Below are 18,449 nucleotides of genomic sequence, written 5' to 3'. Positions count from 1 at the left end.
GTAATGATGATGTTATGCAGGGAACTGCGCTAAGAAACGCAGATCGTTTTCAAAGAAGAGGCGCAAGTCATCTACACCGTAACGAAGCATCGTTAAGCGCTCTAGACCAGATCCAAATGCAAAGCCGGTATAGCGCTCTGGGTCAATACCCATATTACGTAAGACGTTTGGATGAACCTGCCCTGCTCCGGAGATTTCTAACCAACGGCCGGCAAGCTTGCCGCTACCGAAGGCCATATCAATCTCAGCCGATGGCTCGGTGAATGGGAAATAGGATGGGCGGAAACGAACTTTAAGCTCATTTGTTTCAAAAAAGGTTCTTAAGAAATCTGTATAGACACCTTTGAGATCGGCAAAGGAAACACTCTCAGCAATCCACAATCCCTCAACTTGATGGAACATTGGTGAATGGGTTGCGTCGCTATCTACACGATATGTTCTGCCTGGCGCAATCACTTTGATTGGCGGCATCACATCTGCATTAGCATATTTCTTAACATGCTCACTTGCATAACGAACCTGAATTGGGCTGGTATGCGTACGCAATAACAAAGGCTTCTCGTTAGAATCTTTGCCATCAATATAGAAGGTGTCCTGCATTGAACGAGCAGGATGATTCTCGGGACTATTTAAGGCCGTGAAATTAAACCAATCGGTTTCAATCTCAGGGCCATCTGCTACATCAAAACCAATGGAGCGGAAGATCTCTTCAACACGCTCCCAGGTGCGCATCACAGGATGTAAGCTACCTACTGCTTGGCCACGGCCAGGCAAGGAAACATCGATAGACTCCGCTGCAAGACGTTGCAACAAGACGGCATCAGCCAAAGCTTGGCGACGCTCTTGTAATGCAGCTTCTACTTGGGTTTTGATTTGATTAATTTGGGCGCCAGCACTCTTGCGTTCATCAGGCGACATTCCACCAAGCGCTTTTAAACGCTCAGTGAGAACACCTGACTTACCGAGATACTTGGCTTTCGCGTCCTCTAGAGCTGCCGCATCGGCAGCTCCGAGGAAATCACGTTTAGCATCCTCGACAATGTGGTCGAGAGAAACCATTGCAGCTTAGTTTAGAAAACTAAGATTAAGCTGCAGCGTTTACTACGGATTTAATCCGAGTAACCAAAGCAGCAAAAGCCGCTTTGTCAGCAATGGCCATATCAGAAAGCACTTTGCGGTCGAGTTCGATCGCAGCTTTCTTCATGCCATTCATGAATACGCTATAGGTCATGTCATGCTGACGAACTGCCGCGTTGATACGAGCAATCCACAATGCGCGGAATACACGTTTCTTATTGCGACGGTCACGATATGCATATTGACCAGCACGCATAACCGCTTGCTTAGCAATACGGAATACGTTCTTGCGACGGCCACGGTAACCCGTAGCGGCATCGGTGATTTTCTTATGACGGGCTCTTGCTGTAACCCCACGTTTGACTCTTGGCATTTATTTCTCCTAATCTAGTCTGAGGTTAAGCGTATGGAAGCATGGAGCGAATTGACTTAACGTCAGCTTTCGCAACTTCGGTGGTACCACGCAAGTGACGCTTATTCTTTGTGGTCTTCTTGGTGAGAATGTGGCGTTTGAAAGCCTGTCCTCGTTTAATCGTTCCGCCTGCGCGAACCGTGAAGCGCTTTTTAGCGCTACTTTTGCTCTTCATCTTGGGCATAAAGCACCCCTTCAATTACTTGTGCAACATAGGTGGTAACCGACGGTTACTCTTCCTGTACCCAGAAGCACTTCAAACTACCAGCACCTTTCAGCGCCTCACTTCATAAGAACTAGGTAGAACCTAGTTACTTAGCCTTACGGATAGGGGCCAATACCATCACCATCTGGCGGCCTTCCATCTTTGGAAACTGTTCGACTTGGCCGTATTCCACGAGATCCAACTTCAAACGTTCCAACACCCTAACTCCGATTTCTTGATGGGCCATTTCACGACCCCGAAACCGCAGCGTAATCTTTGTCTTATCGCCATCTTCCAAAAAGCGGATTAGATTGCGTAGCTTCACACCGTAGTCACCATCATCAGTACCAGGGCGAAACTTCACTTCCTTTACCTGAATTACTTTTTGTTTCAGCTTAGCTTCATGCATCCGCTTGGCTTCTTGGTATTTGAATTTGCCGAAGTCCATGATGCGGACTACAGGTGGCACAGCCGTCGGAGCAATTTCAACCAAATCGGTCTCTTTCTCTTCCGCCAAAGCCAGGGCTTCACTCAACTTAACTACACCGATGGGCTCTCCATCAATTCCAATCAAACGCACTTCAGGGGCAGTAATTTCCCGGTTAATGCGCTGCAATTTTTCAGTAGCGATCTTCTTAATTCCTTTAAAAAAACAATAAAAACCGTTCTAACCCTAGCTAGGCTCGGGTCCGACCTTCTGGGATATATCCTGCTGGAGTCGGGCAACGAAGGCATCAAGAGGCATTACACCTAAATCTACTCCGCCACGGGCACGAACGGCCACCGTATTACTTTCAGATTCTTTATCCCCTACAACTAGCAAAAACGGGATCTTCTGTAATGCGTGCTCGCGTATTTTATACGTAATTTTCTCGTTCCGCAAATCTGATTCCACTCTAAACCCTTGTTTTTTCAGCAATTGCTGAACTTGTTGTGCATATGCAGCAGAATTTCCGGAGATATTGAGGACTACAGCCTGGGTTGGAGCTAGCCAAACAGGCATGTTTCCAGCGTGGTTTTCGATCAAAATGCCAATAAAACGCTCTAAAGAGCCCACAATTGCCCTATGTAACATGACTGGGGTCTTGCGACTATTGTCTTCAGCCACATATTCAGCACCCAAACGGGCTGGCATCGAGAAATCAACCTGAATCGTGCCGCACTGCCAAGTCCGGCCAATCGAGTCCTTAAGGTGATATTCAATCTTAGGACCATAAAAAGCACCCTCGCCTGGCAATTCTTCCCATTCCTGGCCTGAGGCCTTGAGGGCACCACGGAGAGCCTCTTCTGCCTTATCCCAAATAGCATCATCGCCTACACGCTTAGCAGGACGTAAGGCTAGCTTTACAGCCACCTCGGTAAAACCAAAATCTTGATACACAGCGCGCACTGCTTTATCAAAAGCAGCTACCTCTGATTGAATTTGATCTTCAGTACAGAAAATATGACCGTCGTCTTGAGTAAAGCCGCGCACACGCATCAAACCATGCAATGCACCTGATGGTTCGTTACGATGACATTGACCAAACTCACCAAAACGTAATGGCAACTCACGATAGCTATGCAAGCCAGAGTTATAAATTTGTACGTGACCAGGACAGTTCATCGGCTTTAATGCATAAGCACGATTCTCCGACTCCGTCGTGAACATATTTTCTTTATAGTTTTCCCAGTGGCCTGATTTTTCCCAAAGACCACGATCCAAAATCTGTGGAGCTTTTACCTCTTGATAGCCTTCTTGCTGATACACGCGACGCATGTATTGCTCAACTTCTTGCCAGATGGACCAACCTTTTGGATGCCAGAAAATTAACCCTGGCGCCTCAGATTGAAAGTGAAAGAGATCAAGTAATTTACCGAGACGTCTGTGATCACGCTTTTCAGACTCTTCAAGCATGAGCAAGTAAGCATCTTGGTCTTCTTTGCGTAACCATGCGGTGCCGTAAATACGCTGCAGCATCTCATTCTTGCTATCGCCACGCCAGTAAGCGCCCGCAACGCTTTGGAGCTTAAAGACCTTCAACTTTCCAGTGGATGGGACATGAGGCCCGCGGCATAAGTCTGTGAACTTACCTTCGGCATACAAAGAAACATCTTCGCCCTGCGGAATACTGGCAATCAATTCTGCTTTGTAGTTTTCGCCTTGCTTCTTAAAAAAATCGACAGCGTCATCGCGCGGCATTACGGTACGAACAACTGGCTCATCTTTTTTAGCGAGCTCAGTCATTTTCTTTTCGAGAGCAACTAAGTCATCCGGAGTAAATGGGCGGTGATAAGAGAAGTCATAGTAAAAACCATTCTCGATTACCGGACCAATTGTGACTTGTGCTTCTGGAAATAATTCTTTTACAGCGTAAGCTAATAAGTGTGCTGTGGAGTGGCGCACAATCTCAAGCGCCTCAGGACTTTTGTCTGTGATGATGGCTAATTGACTATCTTTATCAATCACAAAACTGGTATCAACCATCTTGCCATCTACGATGCCACCTAAAGCAGCTTTTGCAAGACCACTACCGATGCTTTGAGCAACATCCGCTACGCGAACTGGTGCCTCAAACTCACGTTTTGATCCATCGGGTAGAGTAACTACAAGCATGATGACCCCATCTTATTTACTGAACTTCATTACTGACATCTTTCCCAAAAAGAAAGCGCGGTAGCTTTGGGGCATCCGCGCCTCTTTGAAGCCATGATTAGCACTTCTTTTGGGTCTTATTCGTTGGTAGGCTCGATTGGACTCGAACCAACGACCCCCACCATGTCAAGGTGGTGCTCTAACCAGCTGAGCTACGAGCCTATACAGCCATAGAGTTTATCACCGGCGGCGCACTTGGGTGACCCCTTTGACCTCTTCTAGGCAGTTTTGCACGACTCGCAACACTTCAGAATCCCTCACCTCAAGCGTTAAAAGGATCCGGGCAAGACCTTTTTTGGCTGATTTACGCAAATCGATCACATGCACGCCCTGTCTAGTCAGAATTTCAAAGAGCTCCCGCATTAACTCCGGGCGATCTAAGCCAGTCACCACCAAATCAGCTGGAAAGACGCGTTTTTGCTCTTGATTGACCACAGGATCTGCAGCAGAAGCAGTCCAAGCTGTTTGAATGACGCGCTCAGGCGCCCTCTCCAGCAAGCCTCTAAAGGTTTTGCATGAGCGACGGTGAATCGAAACACCTCTACCTTGGGTCACAAATCCCGCAATAGCGTCCGGTGGAACGGGTCGGCAGCAGCGCGCCAACTGTGTGAGCAATGAATCCACGCCAACGACCAAAACATCGCCACCTTGCCCTGCTTTATGAGTGCTGTTGCGCAAAACGATTTCAGGTGTTGTGGATGAGGTCTTTAATTCAGAGATAACCTCAGCTTTACCCTCTACAGCTTTTCCAGATTGCCCAGCCTCTTCATTATCAAGTGCATTAAACCAAGCGCGAACTCGTTGACGTGCTCTTTGTGATCGCACATAGTGCTTATCAGGGCTAATCCAATCGCGTGATGGGCCACCGTGTTTGACGGCAATGATTTCAATGGTTTGTCCATTCTTCAATGCCATCTCGAGCGGCACCATTGCGCCATCTACTCGTGCACCCCGGCAACGATGACCAAGATTAGTGTGAACCGCATAAGCAAAATCAATTGGTGTTGAGCCCTTCTCCAAAGAAATCACTTTCCCTAAAGGCGTAAGAACATAAATATGGTCGTCAATCTCATGGTGCTTAAGCTGCTCCCAAGCGTCCTCTTTCCAAGAGATAAGCTGGCGAGCCCAAGCGATTTGCCTTTCATAAGCAACCTCTGCGCTATGTGTTCCTTGCTGGTGAGTAACGCTTGGCTTATTTGTTTTGGCAGAATTTGGGGGCGTAGCCATACCCGCATAAGCACCCTCCTTGTAGCGCCAATGCGCAGCTAAACCATATTCAGCCTGCTGATGCATTTCTTGTGTGCGCACCTGAATCTCAAATGCGGTGCCATCATCATTCATGACTACCGTATGCAGGGATTGATACCCGTTAGGCTTAGGTCGCGCAATGTAATCATCAAATTCTCTAGGCACCGGCTGCCAGACGTTATGTACGATGCCTAATACAGCGTAACAAGATTTGACATCAGCGACCAATACCCGAAATGCTCTGACGTCATAAAGATTGGCGAAGTCTAATGATTTGCCTTCCATCTTTTTCCAGATGCTGTAAATATGTTTTGGTCTTCCAAGTACTTCGCCCTCAATCTGCGCAGACTTTAATTCTTGCTGTAGTTGCAAGACGATTTGGTCGATGAATGATTGGCGCTCAATGCGTTTAGCATCCAGCATCTTGGCAATATCTCGATAAGTCTGCGGGGAGAGCGCTCTAAATGCTAAGTCCTCCATCTCCCACTTCATTTGCCAAATACCCAATCGATTAGCTAATGAGGCATCGATACTCAGAATCTCTTGAGCCCAGGCTGCAGGCATCTCAATCTTCTCTTGCGTAATCCAGCGTAAAGTCTGCAGGCGGGAGGCGAGATAAATCAGAACTACCCGCAAATCATCGCCAAATGCCAAAAGCATTTTGCGCAACATTTCTTCTTGGCCAGTAACACTTAAGTCACCATCATCACGGACTAACTTTGCTTGGGCTTGTCGTAAGCCGCGATATCCAATGAGTAGTTTTGCAGGCTCTTCGCCAATAAGTTTTATGAGTGCTTCTTTGCCATGGGTGCGAGCAATATTGCTGGCAGCAGTTAATGTCGCCTCATCCAGATTAAGAGACTGCAATACTTGCAATACGCCGGCCGCATGCAATTGGGCTGGCTCACCATACCAGGCATCTACGAATATTGACTCTTTTGTCGAATTGCTGGAGACATTTGCCATTGGCAATAAGGGGTAATTAAGAACGAATTAACTGAAGAATTCTTTTGCCAAAGCAATCTGCTCAGGTTTCACGAACGCGGGTGCATGTCCCACATTGGGAATTTCAATACTGCGCGCACAAGGATTGACTTTACACATCTGGGCAACAGTAGCAGCGGAAAGCAAGTCAGAGTTACCGCCTCGCACGATCAACATCGGAATATGAATTTGCTTAAAGGCATGCCACATCGCCATCTCACCTGCTTTAGCCATGATGGGGTTTACTGATGCAAACGGCACTGAGATATCTGGGTCGTAGTGCATGATCCACTTACCATTCTTCTGAACTAACATGGGGCCGTTATAAATTTCCCACTCTTCTGAAGTATGCTCGCCAAAAGTGGCGCAAATTTCATTTAAGCGTTGAAGCGCTTCAGAACGATCTGAAAAAGTAAATGGCTGACCAACGTATGAGCCTAGGCGTTTAATTGCCTCTGGCTCAATCTTGGGACCCACATCATTGATGATCATTCTCCGTATGGGTGAGTTTGGCATTGCGGCATACACCATGCCAATCAAGCCACCCATGGAAGTTCCCAGCCAATCTACTTGTGTAACACCTAACTTCTTTACCAGCGTAGCAATATCAGCAACGTACTGTGGCACGGCATATGACATTGGATTAATTAAGCGATCAGACTCACCCCTACCAACTACATCCGGACAAACTACGTAATGGTCTTTGCACATTGCCTGTGCAAGAGTCTTAAAGTCGCTGCCCCTTCTTGTTAGGCCGTGAACACAAAGCAATACTTTATTTCCAGGATTCCCCCAAGCGTGATAAGCCATGCGGTGTTTTTCATCACCGCTTGAGCATTCCACAAAGAAAGTATCTCCATCATGAAATACATTTGCTGCTTGAGCTTCATTATGAATTTCATGGTCTGCATGATCATGCTGATGATCGTGGTCATCACCAACCTCTTCGGGCTGCAAGGTCACATGATCAATGCCGTGCTTATTCAAGAGCATCGTATTGATTCTGGTCATAATTTCTGGCCACTTCTGTATCTCAGCGATTTCAATATGGCCAATCAAAGCTGGGAAGCTAGGGGTCATCTCCCACACATGCAGATCATGCACCGCGAGTACCCCTGGAATATTTTTTAAATCAGCACCAACTTGTAAGTAGTCAATATGAAGAGGTACACCCTCCATCAGGAAGTGATAAGACTCATGCAGAATCGAGCTAGTGGACTTCAGAATGAGCAGCGATACTAGAATGGAGAGAATGGCATCGATCGGCATCCAGCCGGTAAGCTGAATCACGACGCCGGCAATCAATGCTGCAACTGAACCTAACAGATCACCCATGACATGGACCAGTGCCGCACGGGTATTCACGCTTTGCTTATCGCGGGACAAAACCCATGCCACGACGATGTTCATGAGAAGGCCGATTGCGGCCACAACCGTGACAGTCAAGCCATCTACTTTATGGGGATTTGCAAAACGACTGACCGCCTCGATGACGATCCATAAAACCAATGCTAGCATCGCAATACTATTAACAAACGCCGCTAGAGCTTCAGCACGCCCAAAACCAAATGAATGCTTCGGAGATGGTGGGCGACGAGAAATAATCTGCGCAAGTAGCGCCAAACCCAAAGCGGCAGCATCGGTCACCATGTGACCCGCATCAGAAATCAACGCCAATGAATTAGCGAAATAAGCAGCGGCGCCCTCAACCCCTGAAAAGCCTAAAGTCAGCACTAAGGCAATTAACAATAGGTTTTGATTGGAGGCTTGCTTACTATGGGTATGCCGTGCATCTCCCTTCTTATGGGCATGCAGGGAAGGATCTGCCCCAGATTGATTCTGGGGTTTAGCTGGCTTCGAATGGAAATGATGGGAACCCGACATGGTGAACCCATTATTCCATTAATTGATGTCGCTGATTAGAAACCTGTTGTATCAACAGGGGCTCCTGTTTTAGCAATAACCTCTTCTTTGGTCACGCCTGGAGCTAATTCAGTTAACTTCAAACCCTTGGGAGTGATGTCCAGCACACAAAGATCAGTAATGATCTGGCTAATAACGCCCACACCTGTCAAGGGCAATGTGCACTTCGGCAAAATTTTGAGCTCTTCTGTGCCATCTTTTTTCTTGGCAACGTGCTCCATCAATACCACCACATGCTTTACGCCGGCAACCAAATCCATTGCACCGCCCATGCCCTTGACCATTTTTCCTGGAATCATCCAGTTAGCCAAGTCACCATGTTCGCTCACCTGCATTGCACCTAAGATCGCGATATTAATTTTTCCACCACGAATCATTCCGAATGAATCAGCGGAAGAAAAGATCGATGAGCCAGGCAAAGTCGTAATGGTTTGCTTACCAGCATTGATTAGGTCGGCGTCAATGGTTTCTTCTGTTGGAAACGGTCCGATACCCAACAAACCATTTTCAGACTGAAGCCATACTTCCATATCTTTAGGTACATGGTTTGCCACCAAAGTAGGCATACCAATGCCCAAGTTCACGTAGTAACCGTCTTTTAATTCTTTAGCAGCGCGTGCTGCCATTTCATCTCTAGTCCAAGGCATTTCGATCTTCCTAAGTATTTTGTTCTATTGCTTTACTGTGCTGGGAATTAAGCTTTTGCAGTCATGGTGCGCTGCTCAATGCGCTTTTCTGGTGTTTTATGTAGCACCAAACGGTGAACATAGATACCAGGCGTATGAATCTCATCGGGATGGAGTTTGCCGTTCTCAACAATCTCCTCAACTTCCGCAACGGTAATCTTGCCAGCCATAGCAACGACTGGATTGAAGTTACGCGCAGTGTAGCGATAGACTAAGTTGCCGGACTTATCTGCCTTCCATGCTTTTACTAAAGAGATATCTGAAACGATTGAACGCTCCATGATGTACTTCTCGCCATCGAATTCTTTTTCTTCTTTACCTTCGGCAACCAAAGTACCAACGCCAGTTTTAGTATAAAAAGCCGGAATACCACAACCACCAGCACGCAATTTTTCAGCCAAAGTTCCTTGAGGTGTAAATTCCAACTCCAATTCACCAGCTAAATATTGACGTTCAAATTCTTTGTTCTCACCCACATATGAGGCAACCATTTTTTTCACTTGGCGTGAATTGAGCAATAAACCTAAGCCAAAACCATCTACACCAGCATTGTTAGCAATTGCAGTGAGGTTCTGAGCGCCCAGATCCTTAACCGCTTGGATCAAAGCTTCAGGAATGCCACAAAGACCAAAGCCGCCAACAGCCAATTTTTGTCCGTCTTTTAAGATATCCCGCAAGGCATCTACTGCCGATGGGTAAGTTTTATTCATTACTTTTGTCCTAATATTGCCAAAATGGGTAAAAAAGCAATCATAACGCTTCAGACCCAGTGATTGAGGCCGTCTTGGCACCAAGGTGGTTTTTGACAGTTAGAACTAAACTATTAGGGCTTAAATTCCCTATTTTGAGAAATTTCGGAGAAATTGTATGAATGCTGCAGAGCTAGTTGAGCAATTTGGACCCAGAGATTCCATGGACTATGACTTAGTCATTGTTGGGGGTGGTCCTGCAGGTTTGTCGGCCGCTATTAAAGCCAAGCAATTGGCCGGCGCCTCCGGAAAAGAAATTAGCGTTTGCGTCCTAGAGAAGGGTTCTGAAATTGGAGCTCACATTCTTTCTGGCGCCGTCATGGACCCCAGGGCACTGACTGAATTATTCCCCGACTGGAAAGAGCTCGGAGCACCGCTCGATACACCCGTCACGCAAGATCAATTTCTATTCTTAACCAGCGATAACTCATACCAAGTTCCAAACTGGATGTTGCCGCACTGCTTTAAGAATGAAGGCAACTATATTGTCAGCCTTGCAAACGTCACTCGTTGGCTAGGGCAACAAGCCGAGAATCTTGGTGTTGAAATTTTCCCCGGCTTTCCAGCAGCAGAAATTCTCTACAACAAGCAAGGCTCAGTCCATGGCGTCATCACCGGATCAATGGGTTTAGACAAAGAAGGCAATCCAACGGATCAATTCCAACTTGGTATGGAATTACGTGGCAAGTACACTCTCTTTGCTGAAGGCGCGCGCGGTCATCTTGGTAAGCAACTGATTGCTAAGTTTGCGCTAGATAAAGATGCTGATCCACAAAGCTATGGCATCGGCATTAAAGAGCTATGGGAGGTTGAGTCTTCTAAGAGCAAGCCTGGACTAGTAGTGCACACCGCAGGCTGGCCTTTAGAGAGCGATACCTATGGTGGCTCATTTCTCTATCACTTAGCCGATAACAAGGTTGCTGTTGGCCTGGTAGTTGGCCTGTCTTATAAGAACCCCTACCTCTCGCCATTTGAAGAATTCCAACGCTATAAATTACATCCAAAGATTCGTGAAACTTTTGAAGGCGGTAAACGCATTTCTTATGGCGCACGCGCACTGACTGCTGGTGGTTTAAATAGCCTTCCTAAGACTGTATTTCCTGGTGGTGCTCTCATTGGTTGTGATGCTGGCTTCCTCAATGCATCTCGCATCAAGGGAAGTCATGCAGCAATTAAGACTGGCATGCTTGCTGCTGAAGCAGCAGTTGCTGCTATCAATGAGAACCGCTCTGAGGATGTTTTGTCTGCGTACCCAACTGCATTCCAAAATAGTTGGCTGCATACCGAACTCAATCAAGCGCGCAACTTCAAGCCATGGATGTCAAAAGGACTTTATGTTGGCACGCTGATGGTGGGATTAGAGCAAAAGCTTTTGGGTGGCAACATGCCATGGACCGTGCATTTAAAACATGCAGACCATGAATGTTTGGAGCCTGCAGCGCAACACAAGCCGATTGACTACCCTAAGCCAGATGGCAAGATTACTTTTGATCGCCTATCTTCTGTGTTTATCTCTAATACCAATCACGCTGAGAATCAACCGATTCACTTAACCCTAAAAAATGATTCTGTACCAGTAGATATCAATCTCAAAACCTATGCGGGCCCTGAGCAACGCTACTGCCCTGCTGGCGTATATGAGTTTGTAGAAACCGATGGTAAGACGCGCTTGCAAATAAATTCGCAAAACTGCGTGCATTGCAAAACTTGCGACATTAAAGATCCCACTCAAAATATCGTCTGGGTTACGCCTGAAGGTGGCGGCGGACCGAACTACGCATCCATGTAAAGCAATGTAGTACAAGAAACCCCGGCTCCATACCGGGGTTTTTCACCTCAACACGAATAAATAAATAGCGTTATATTTACCCCATGATGATCCTACACACCATGCTTCGCGTCGGCGACTTGAATCGCTCTATTGATTTCTACACCAAAGTTTTGGGTATGAATTTACTGCGCACAACTGAGCGTCCTGAGCAAAAGTACTCGCTTGCCTTTGTTGGTTATGGCAAGGGGAATGGCGATGGTCAATCGGAGATTGAGCTTACCTACAACCATGGTGTTCAATCCTATGACCTAGGCACAGCCTATGGACACATTGCAATTGAGGTTCAGGATGCCTATGCTGCTTGTACCGCTATCAAGGCGGCCGGGGGTAATGTCACTCGTGAGGCTGGTCCAGTAGCTGGAGGTGAGACCATCATTGCATTTGTTACCGATCCCGATGGTTACAAAATAGAGCTCATTCAGCGTTAATCGTGGCAGAGCCCGATTCATTTCGATTAGAAATAGTAGATAGCCTCAGTGATATCCCTCCTGGGGAGTGGAATGCTCTACTTCCTGCTGATGCAGGGCCCTTTCTTTGCCATGAGTTTCTCAGCGCGCTAGAGGAAACTGGCTGTGTTGGAGGCAATACTGGGTGGCAAGTGGCTCACCTCGTTTTAAGGGATGATCAAAAACTGATTGGTGCAATGCCCCTATATTTGAAGCAACACTCCTACGGAGAATTTGTTTTTGACTGGTCTTGGGCGCAGGCCTATGAGCAACAAGGTATGCAGTATTTTCCGAAAGCGCTTTGCGCCATTCCGTTTACACCAGTTCAAGGCTCAAGGATTTTGAGCGCCAGCAATGTAGATGCTGATTTAGTACGGCGACAATTAATTGCAGGATTGAAGACTTTAGTTCTACAAAATAATCTATCTTCAGCACATGTTTTATTTCCCGATGCAATAGAAGCAAAGGGTCTAAAAGACCACGGCTTCATGTTGCGAGACTCGGTGCAATTTCATTGGCATAACCAAGGCTTTGAGAATTTCGAACAATTTTTAGCGGTCCTCACCATGAAGCGCCGCAAGAATATTCGACGCGAACGAGAACAGATAGCACGAGAGCAGATTACTTTTAGACATGTTCCAGGAATATCTTCAACCGATGCTGATTGGGAATTCTTTTATCGCTGTTACGCAAACACTTACTTGGAGCATGGATCTAGCCCCTATCTTAATGAGGCATTCTTGAAGTTATGTGCGCAGCGCATGCCTGAAAACTTACACCTTATCATTGCAGAAAGTAACGGCTATCCAATCGCTGCGTCCTTACTGATTGTTGACCCCATAAGCTCTAAGGCTTATGGTAGGTATTGGGGTGCTATTGAGCATGTGCCCTGCTTGCACTTTGAAACTGCTTACTACCAGGCGATTGAATATTGCATCTCCAATGAGATTCATACCTTTGAAGGTGGCGCACAAGGCGAACACAAGATGGCGCGCGGCTTCTTGCCAACTACCATTCAATCCGCCCATTTCATTGCGGATCCTCAGTTTGCCAAAGCTGTGCAACACTTCCTAGATCGTGAACACCAAGGGATCGGAGCTTATGTGGATGAGCTGGCCGAGCACAGTCCTTTGAAATCGTCTAAAGTACAGCCATGAATCCTGAAGACACCAAATCTATTGTGCAAGATGGCTCCCATTCCCTATCCACTGGGGATGCAGACTCTGACTCGCCTTGCATTGGTGTTTGCACGACACTGTACGATGAAATCTGCCAAGGTTGTGGTCGCACCTTAGGTGAAGTAAGTAATTGGGTATTCTTTTCTCAAGCAGAAAAAGAATCAGTGTGGAAACGTATTCGAGCAGAAGGTACCGCGACGCGCTTTCAACGACAAGCCAAAGAAAATAAGCCCAGTTAACGGGCTTATTTTTTATAAATAACTTATTGTTTTAGCTTTATCAGCCGGCTAATTCCTGGCTACGCAAATATTCCTCATAAGTTCCAGAGTAATCCACCACCGTACCATCCATCTTTACTTCTAAGATGCGATTAGCCAATGCGGAAACAAACTCGCGGTCATGGGATACGAAAATTAAAGTGCCATCGTATTTCTCAAGAGCAATTTGTAAACTCTCAATGGATTCCATATCCATGTGGTTGGTTGGTTCATCCATTGCCAGGACGTTATATTTTTGGAGCATGAGCTTGCCCCAAATCATACGACCCTTTTCACCACCAGATAGAACTTTGACAGACTTGCCAATATCATCACCAGAGAACAATAAACGACCTAATGTGCCACGAATCACTTGGTCATCGTCACCAGTATTACGCCACCAATTCATCCAGTCCATGAGCAATTCGTCTTTAGCGAACATCTCGGTATTGTCTTGAGGCATCACACCAACGTTAGCGTTCTCAGCCCACTTCACATCACCGCTATCAGCGGCAATACCTTCAAAGCGCTTACTCAAGATCGTTTTGAGAAGTGTTGTCTTACCGGCGCCGTTTTGACCGATGATTGCAATCTTTTCACCGGCACGAACACCTAATTTGAAATTTTTGAAGATAACGCGGTCATAAGCTTTAGTAAGTGCGTTGCACTCAACCGCCATATTGTGTAATTTTTTCTCAGTATCAAAACGAATAAATGGGTTCTGACGTGATGAAGGTTTTACTTCAACAATTTCAATCTTCTCCAGCTGCCTCTGACGTGACGTCGCTTGACGAGCTTTAGATGCGTTTGCAGAAAAGCGAGCCACGAAAGCTGCTAATTCAGCAATTTTCTCTTTAGCTTTTACGTTATTACTGAGCTGCTGTGTTCTTGCCTGTACAGAAGCCAGCATGTAAGAGTCGTAATTACCTGGGTAGACTTTTAAAGTGCCATAGTCCATATCGGCCATATGCGTACAGACTTCATTGAGGAAGTGACGGTCATGGGAGATGATGACGATGGTGCTCTTAATTTGATTGAGGATGTCTTCAAGCCAATGAATGGAGTGAATATCCAAGTTATTCGTTGGCTCATCGAGCAGCAATACATCTGGATCGGAGAACAATGCTTGCGCTAGCAATACACGCAGCTTCCAACCTGGAGCAACGCTGCTCATCGGACCATTGTGTTGGTCAATAGGAATGCCAATACCTAGCAACAACTCACCGGCTTTTGCTTCCGCGGTATAGCCACCGTATTCAGCATACTTACCCTCAAGCTCAGCAGCCTTCATGTAATCTTCATCAGTCGCATCTGGGTTAGCGTAGATCGCATCACGTTCAGCAGCGGCCTTCCACATCTCTTCGTGACCCATCATCACAACATCGAGTACGCGCACATCTTCATAGGCAAATTGATCTTGACGCAACTTACCTAAACGAATGCCAGGATCCAAGCTCACATTGCCGCTAGTTGGCTCAAGCTCGCCACCTAAAATTTTCATGAAGGTGGATTTACCGCAACCGTTTGCGCCAATCAGACCATAACGATTGCCGCCGCCAAACTTCACGGAAATGTTTTCAAATAGAGGCTTTGCCCCAAACTGCATAGTGATATTAGATGCTGACAGCACGGATGTTTTCTAGCTTTCTGAAATTCAATTGGATAGTTACCCCCGAATTTGGGGGCAAAGACCGTTATTTTAACGGCTTAGAGGTCTTTGTAGGCGGGAAGCCTGTGGTCTTGCTTAGACTTTGACCCTAAATGGGGTGAAATTCGTATGAATATCGTAAAAATCCTCATTTTCCTTACGCTTGAGGAAGTTCACAACCCAATAGGTCATAGGAGTTGCTAGAACCTCCCAGGCAGTCTTTAGCACGTACTGGGCCAACGCTACCTGAATGACTTCATGGGCAGGCCAGATGCCATAGAACGCCAACATATAGAAGAGAGAAGAGTCAACCAACTCCCCTACAGCTGTCGAGCCAATAGTACGCATCCAGAGAAAACGCCCTTGGGTCATGATTTTCATCTTCGCCAGAACATAGCTATTTGTTAGACTGCCGCACCAAAACGAGAACATGGAAGCTAAGGCGATACGCCAAGAGTTTCCAAAGACGGCCTCTAATCCCTGTTGGTAATTGCTCATATAGGCTCCAGGCGCCGCTGGAAGGGCAATCACTATCTGAGCCATGATTGCCGCAAATGCAAGCGCTGCAAATCCAGTCCAAACCGCTCTACGATCGTAGGCGTAGCCATAGACCTCCGTCAAAATATCGCCGAAGAAATAGGAAATGGGGAAGAACAAAATGCCAGCACCAAAAGGCACCGCCCCAAAGTAAGGCAAATCAACCACGGCTGCTTTACCGGCACCAATAAAGTTTGAGCACAGCAAGACCACCACAAAGGCAGCCAAAATCAGGTCGTAATAGCGATGGCGAGGTTTTGGAGAGTCCATAAGCCCAGAAAAATGGATAATAGAAACAAGAATATCTGTATTCCTGAAAATTCGCAGGAAGCAGCTAGAAATCAAGACAAAATGAAATATAGGATGGCAAAGCAATGAGTAAAAGTAAGGCTAGCTTTAACTGGGCGGACCCCCTTCTTCTCGATACCCAGCTAACGGAAGAAGAGCGCATGATTCGTGATGCAGCTGCTGAATACGCTCAAGGGCGCCTAATGCCGCGCATTCACGATGCTTACCGTAACGAAACAACTGACCCAGTCATCTTCCGCGAAATGGGCGAGCTTGGCCTCTTAGGCATCACGATTCCTGAGCAGTACGGTGGAGCCAACTTGAACTATGTCTCTTACGGATTAATTGCGCGCGAAATTGAACGCGTGGATTCTGGCTATCGCTCCATGATGAGCGTTCAGTCCTCTTTAGTCATGGTTCCTATTAATGAATTTGGTAGCGAAGCGCAAAAACAAAAGTACCTCCCTAAATTAGCGAGCGGCGAATGGATTGGTTGCTTTGGTTTAACAGAGCCTAACTATGGCTCTGATGCAGGCGGAATGATTACTCGTGCTAAGAAAGTGCCTGGCGGATTTTCATTAACGGGTTCGAAGATGTGGATCTCCAACTCTCCAATTGCTGATGTGTTTGTAGTGTGGGCGAAAAATGATGAAGGTATCATTCGCGGTTACATCCTAGAAAAAGGCATGAAGGGCTTAAGCGCTCCAAAAATCAGTGGCAAAATGGGTTTGCGCGCCTCCATCACTGGTGAAATCGTAATGGATGAAGTATTCGTACCAGCAGAAAATGAATTCCCTGAAGTTGAAGGCCTGAAGGGTCCCTTCACTTGCTTAAACTCAGCTCGTTACGGCATTGCTTGGGGTGCACTAGGCGCCGCTGAATGGTGCTGGTACGCTGCTCGCCAGTACACCATGGACCGCAAACAGTTTGGCAAGCCACTAGCCGCCAATCAATTGATTCAGAAAAAATTGGCGGATATGCAAACCGAAATTACTTTGGGCCTCCAAGGTTGCTTACGCTTAGGTCGCATGAAAGACGAGGGTATTGCAGCCCCAGAAATCACCTCCATCATGAAACGCAACTCTTGCGGAAAATCTTTAGATATCGCGCGGATGGCACGCGATATGCATGGTGGTAACGGTATCTCTGATGAGTACGGCGTTGTACGTCATATGCTGAACCTTGAGGTAGTTAATACCTATGAAGGCACTCACGATATTCACGCCTTGATTCTAGGTCGTGCACAAACCGGTATTCAAGCTTTTAGCTAAGAGCCCGACTTACTGATGATGGCCTTTGCTGCTTTGGCAAAGGCCTCGTCACTATCATTTTCCAGTTGCACAAAATTTTCAATCTTGTATTGAGGAAAATTGCGTACGATCGAAGATTGATACGATGGGTCGTAATGCTTTACCAATAGCTCTTCCACTAACTCCGGAAAATTACCCGCATCAATGGCTTGGTTCCATTTGGTAATTTGTACTTTCCCATAATGCGCAGTAAGCAAAGCCAGCTTCTGTTTGAAATTATCGGTATCGGTTAAAAAGTGATGGTATTCACGAATCAACCAAGAGACGCGCGTCTGCGCACTAGATCGAAGCTCAATACAGCTGCCATTACGAATTTTTTCCATCAAAGCATCAGGTACATGCAAGCCGCCAACCTTCTTGCTTTCAGATTCCACAAATACAGGCTTAGCTGGATCGAGCGAACGTAACGCGTTCCAGAGCGCAGTCTCAAACCCTTTTTGGGATGGCTGCTCGATATTAGGCTCATTACCCAATACGGATCCACGGTGCATGGCTAAGCCTTCTAGATCCAGAATCTGAGCACCTAGAGCACCGATCTCTTGCAACACTTTTGTTTTGCCGCTACCCGTCATTCCACAGATCACCTGGAATGTAAATTGTGTTGCGGCGTGGGCAAGACCATCAATCACGGTTCTTCTGAAGCCCTGATACCCGCCCTCGAGCTGCTTGGCTTTCCAACCAATGCGGTTGAGAATATGGGTAAACGCCCCACTACGTTCGCCACCGCGCCAGCAATAAATTAATGGGCGCCACTCACGTGGGAGCTCCAGAAAATGATTTTCTAAGTGTGCAGCAATATTCTTAGAGACTAAAGCTGCACCCAATTTTTTAGCTGCAAAAGGAGACTCCTGTTTATATAGCGTACCAATGGTAGCGCGCTCCTCATTATTCAGAACGGGGTAATTTACCGCACCCGGAATATGATCAAGGGCAAATTCAGCTGGCGACCTGACATCAATCACAAGATCAAACTGATCTAGCTCAGATAAAAATTGATCAGACCTTAAGATATGAGGATTAATCGGTTGCACAATT

At 46.6% G+C, this 18,449-nt stretch carries 17 protein-coding genes and 1 tRNA gene; 5 read left to right on the top strand and 13 right to left on the bottom strand.

Annotated elements, in window-relative coordinates:
- Positions 1-12 precede the first annotated feature (12 nt).
- The 10 genes from pheS to C2755_RS04440 all read right to left on the bottom strand — a co-directional run bounded on the left by pheS (position 13) and on the right by C2755_RS04440 (position 9,880).
- Positions 13-1,059 carry a phenylalanine--tRNA ligase subunit alpha gene (pheS, locus tag C2755_RS04485; RefSeq protein ID WP_215321975.1) on the bottom strand — a complete coding sequence of 349 codons (1,047 nt, stop codon included), beginning with the start codon at positions 1,057-1,059 and terminating at the stop codon, positions 13-15.
- Between the two features lie 25 nt (positions 1,060-1,084).
- On the bottom strand, positions 1,085-1,450 hold the full coding sequence (rplT, locus tag C2755_RS04480; RefSeq protein ID WP_011902675.1) for a 50S ribosomal protein L20: 366 nt from the start codon (positions 1,448-1,450) through the stop codon (positions 1,085-1,087).
- Between the two features lie 25 nt (positions 1,451-1,475).
- Positions 1,476-1,673: a 50S ribosomal protein L35 gene (gene rpmI, locus C2755_RS04475; RefSeq protein ID WP_046330084.1), complete on the bottom strand. Its 198-nt coding sequence runs from the start codon at positions 1,671-1,673 to the stop codon at positions 1,476-1,478.
- Between the two features lie 127 nt (positions 1,674-1,800).
- The gene (infC, locus tag C2755_RS04470) at positions 1,801-2,325 is read right to left on the bottom strand and encodes a translation initiation factor IF-3 (protein ID WP_215322295.1); all 525 of its coding nucleotides are present in this window, start codon (positions 2,323-2,325) and stop codon (positions 1,801-1,803) included.
- A gap of 42 nt (positions 2,326-2,367) precedes the next feature.
- A complete protein-coding gene (thrS, locus tag C2755_RS04465; protein WP_215321974.1) occupies positions 2,368-4,290 on the bottom strand; it encodes a threonine--tRNA ligase in 1,923 nt (640 codons plus the stop codon).
- A 124-nt stretch (positions 4,291-4,414) separates the two neighbouring features.
- Positions 4,415-4,491, bottom strand: a tRNA-Val gene (locus C2755_RS04460).
- Between the two features lie 18 nt (positions 4,492-4,509).
- Entirely contained in the window at positions 4,510-6,543 is a 2,034-nt protein-coding gene (locus C2755_RS04455) for a bifunctional (p)ppGpp synthetase/guanosine-3',5'-bis(diphosphate) 3'-pyrophosphohydrolase (protein WP_215321973.1), read from the bottom strand.
- Positions 6,544-6,570: 27 nt separating this feature from the next.
- A complete protein-coding gene (locus C2755_RS10450) occupies positions 6,571-8,445 on the bottom strand; it encodes an alpha/beta fold hydrolase (RefSeq protein WP_215321972.1) in 1,875 nt (624 codons plus the stop codon).
- 35 nt (positions 8,446-8,480) lie between these two features.
- Positions 8,481-9,131 (bottom strand): CoA transferase subunit B, encoded by a 651-nt coding sequence (locus C2755_RS04445; protein WP_068321494.1) that lies wholly within the window; start codon positions 9,129-9,131, stop codon positions 8,481-8,483.
- A 47-nt stretch (positions 9,132-9,178) separates the two neighbouring features.
- Positions 9,179-9,880 (bottom strand): CoA transferase subunit A, encoded by a 702-nt coding sequence (locus C2755_RS04440; RefSeq protein ID WP_215321971.1) that lies wholly within the window; start codon positions 9,878-9,880, stop codon positions 9,179-9,181.
- A 157-nt stretch (positions 9,881-10,037) separates the two neighbouring features.
- Between C2755_RS04440 and C2755_RS04435 the strand changes: the two genes are divergently transcribed.
- From C2755_RS04435 to C2755_RS04420, 4 genes are all read left to right on the top strand, one after another.
- The gene (locus C2755_RS04435) at positions 10,038-11,708 is read left to right on the top strand and encodes an electron transfer flavoprotein-ubiquinone oxidoreductase (RefSeq protein ID WP_215321970.1); all 1,671 of its coding nucleotides are present in this window, start codon (positions 10,038-10,040) and stop codon (positions 11,706-11,708) included.
- A gap of 83 nt (positions 11,709-11,791) precedes the next feature.
- Positions 11,792-12,178, top strand: a complete 387-nt coding sequence (gene gloA, locus C2755_RS04430; protein WP_215321969.1) for a lactoylglutathione lyase — start codon at positions 11,792-11,794, stop codon at positions 12,176-12,178.
- Complete coding sequence (locus C2755_RS04425; protein ID WP_371816847.1) at positions 12,178-13,353, top strand: GNAT family N-acetyltransferase; 1,176 nt, start codon at positions 12,178-12,180, stop codon at positions 13,351-13,353. Before gloA ends, C2755_RS04425 begins: the two co-directional genes overlap by 1 nt.
- The gene (locus C2755_RS04420; protein WP_215321965.1) at positions 13,350-13,613 is read left to right on the top strand and encodes a DUF1289 domain-containing protein; all 264 of its coding nucleotides are present in this window, start codon (positions 13,350-13,352) and stop codon (positions 13,611-13,613) included. Before C2755_RS04425 ends, C2755_RS04420 begins: the two co-directional genes overlap by 4 nt.
- Before the next feature lie 40 nt (positions 13,614-13,653).
- Here the strand turns inward: C2755_RS04420 and C2755_RS04415 are convergent, their stop codons facing one another.
- Entirely contained in the window at positions 13,654-15,261 is a 1,608-nt protein-coding gene (locus C2755_RS04415) for an ABC-F family ATPase (protein WP_215321963.1), read from the bottom strand.
- Between the two features lie 114 nt (positions 15,262-15,375).
- Positions 15,376-16,086 carry a queuosine precursor transporter gene (locus C2755_RS04410; RefSeq protein WP_215321961.1) on the bottom strand — a complete coding sequence of 237 codons (711 nt, stop codon included), beginning with the start codon at positions 16,084-16,086 and terminating at the stop codon, positions 15,376-15,378.
- Positions 16,087-16,190: 104 nt separating this feature from the next.
- Here C2755_RS04410 and C2755_RS04405 point away from each other — a divergent pair, with 104 nt between their 5' ends.
- Positions 16,191-17,375: an acyl-CoA dehydrogenase gene (locus tag C2755_RS04405; protein ID WP_215321959.1), complete on the top strand. Its 1,185-nt coding sequence runs from the start codon at positions 16,191-16,193 to the stop codon at positions 17,373-17,375.
- Here C2755_RS04405 and mnmH read toward each other — a convergent pair.
- The gene (gene mnmH, locus C2755_RS04400; RefSeq protein WP_215321958.1) at positions 17,372-18,445 is read right to left on the bottom strand and encodes a tRNA 2-selenouridine(34) synthase MnmH; all 1,074 of its coding nucleotides are present in this window, start codon (positions 18,443-18,445) and stop codon (positions 17,372-17,374) included. The two genes, C2755_RS04405 and mnmH, sit on opposite strands and share 4 nt — an antisense overlap.
- Between the last annotated feature and the right edge of the window lie 4 nt (positions 18,446-18,449).

Origin of the sequence: Polynucleobacter sp. MWH-S4W17, from assembly GCF_018687535.1 — a bacterium.
Taxonomy (GTDB): domain Bacteria; phylum Pseudomonadota; class Gammaproteobacteria; order Burkholderiales; family Burkholderiaceae; genus Polynucleobacter.
This window is presented reverse-complemented; position numbering and strand designations above follow the sequence as displayed.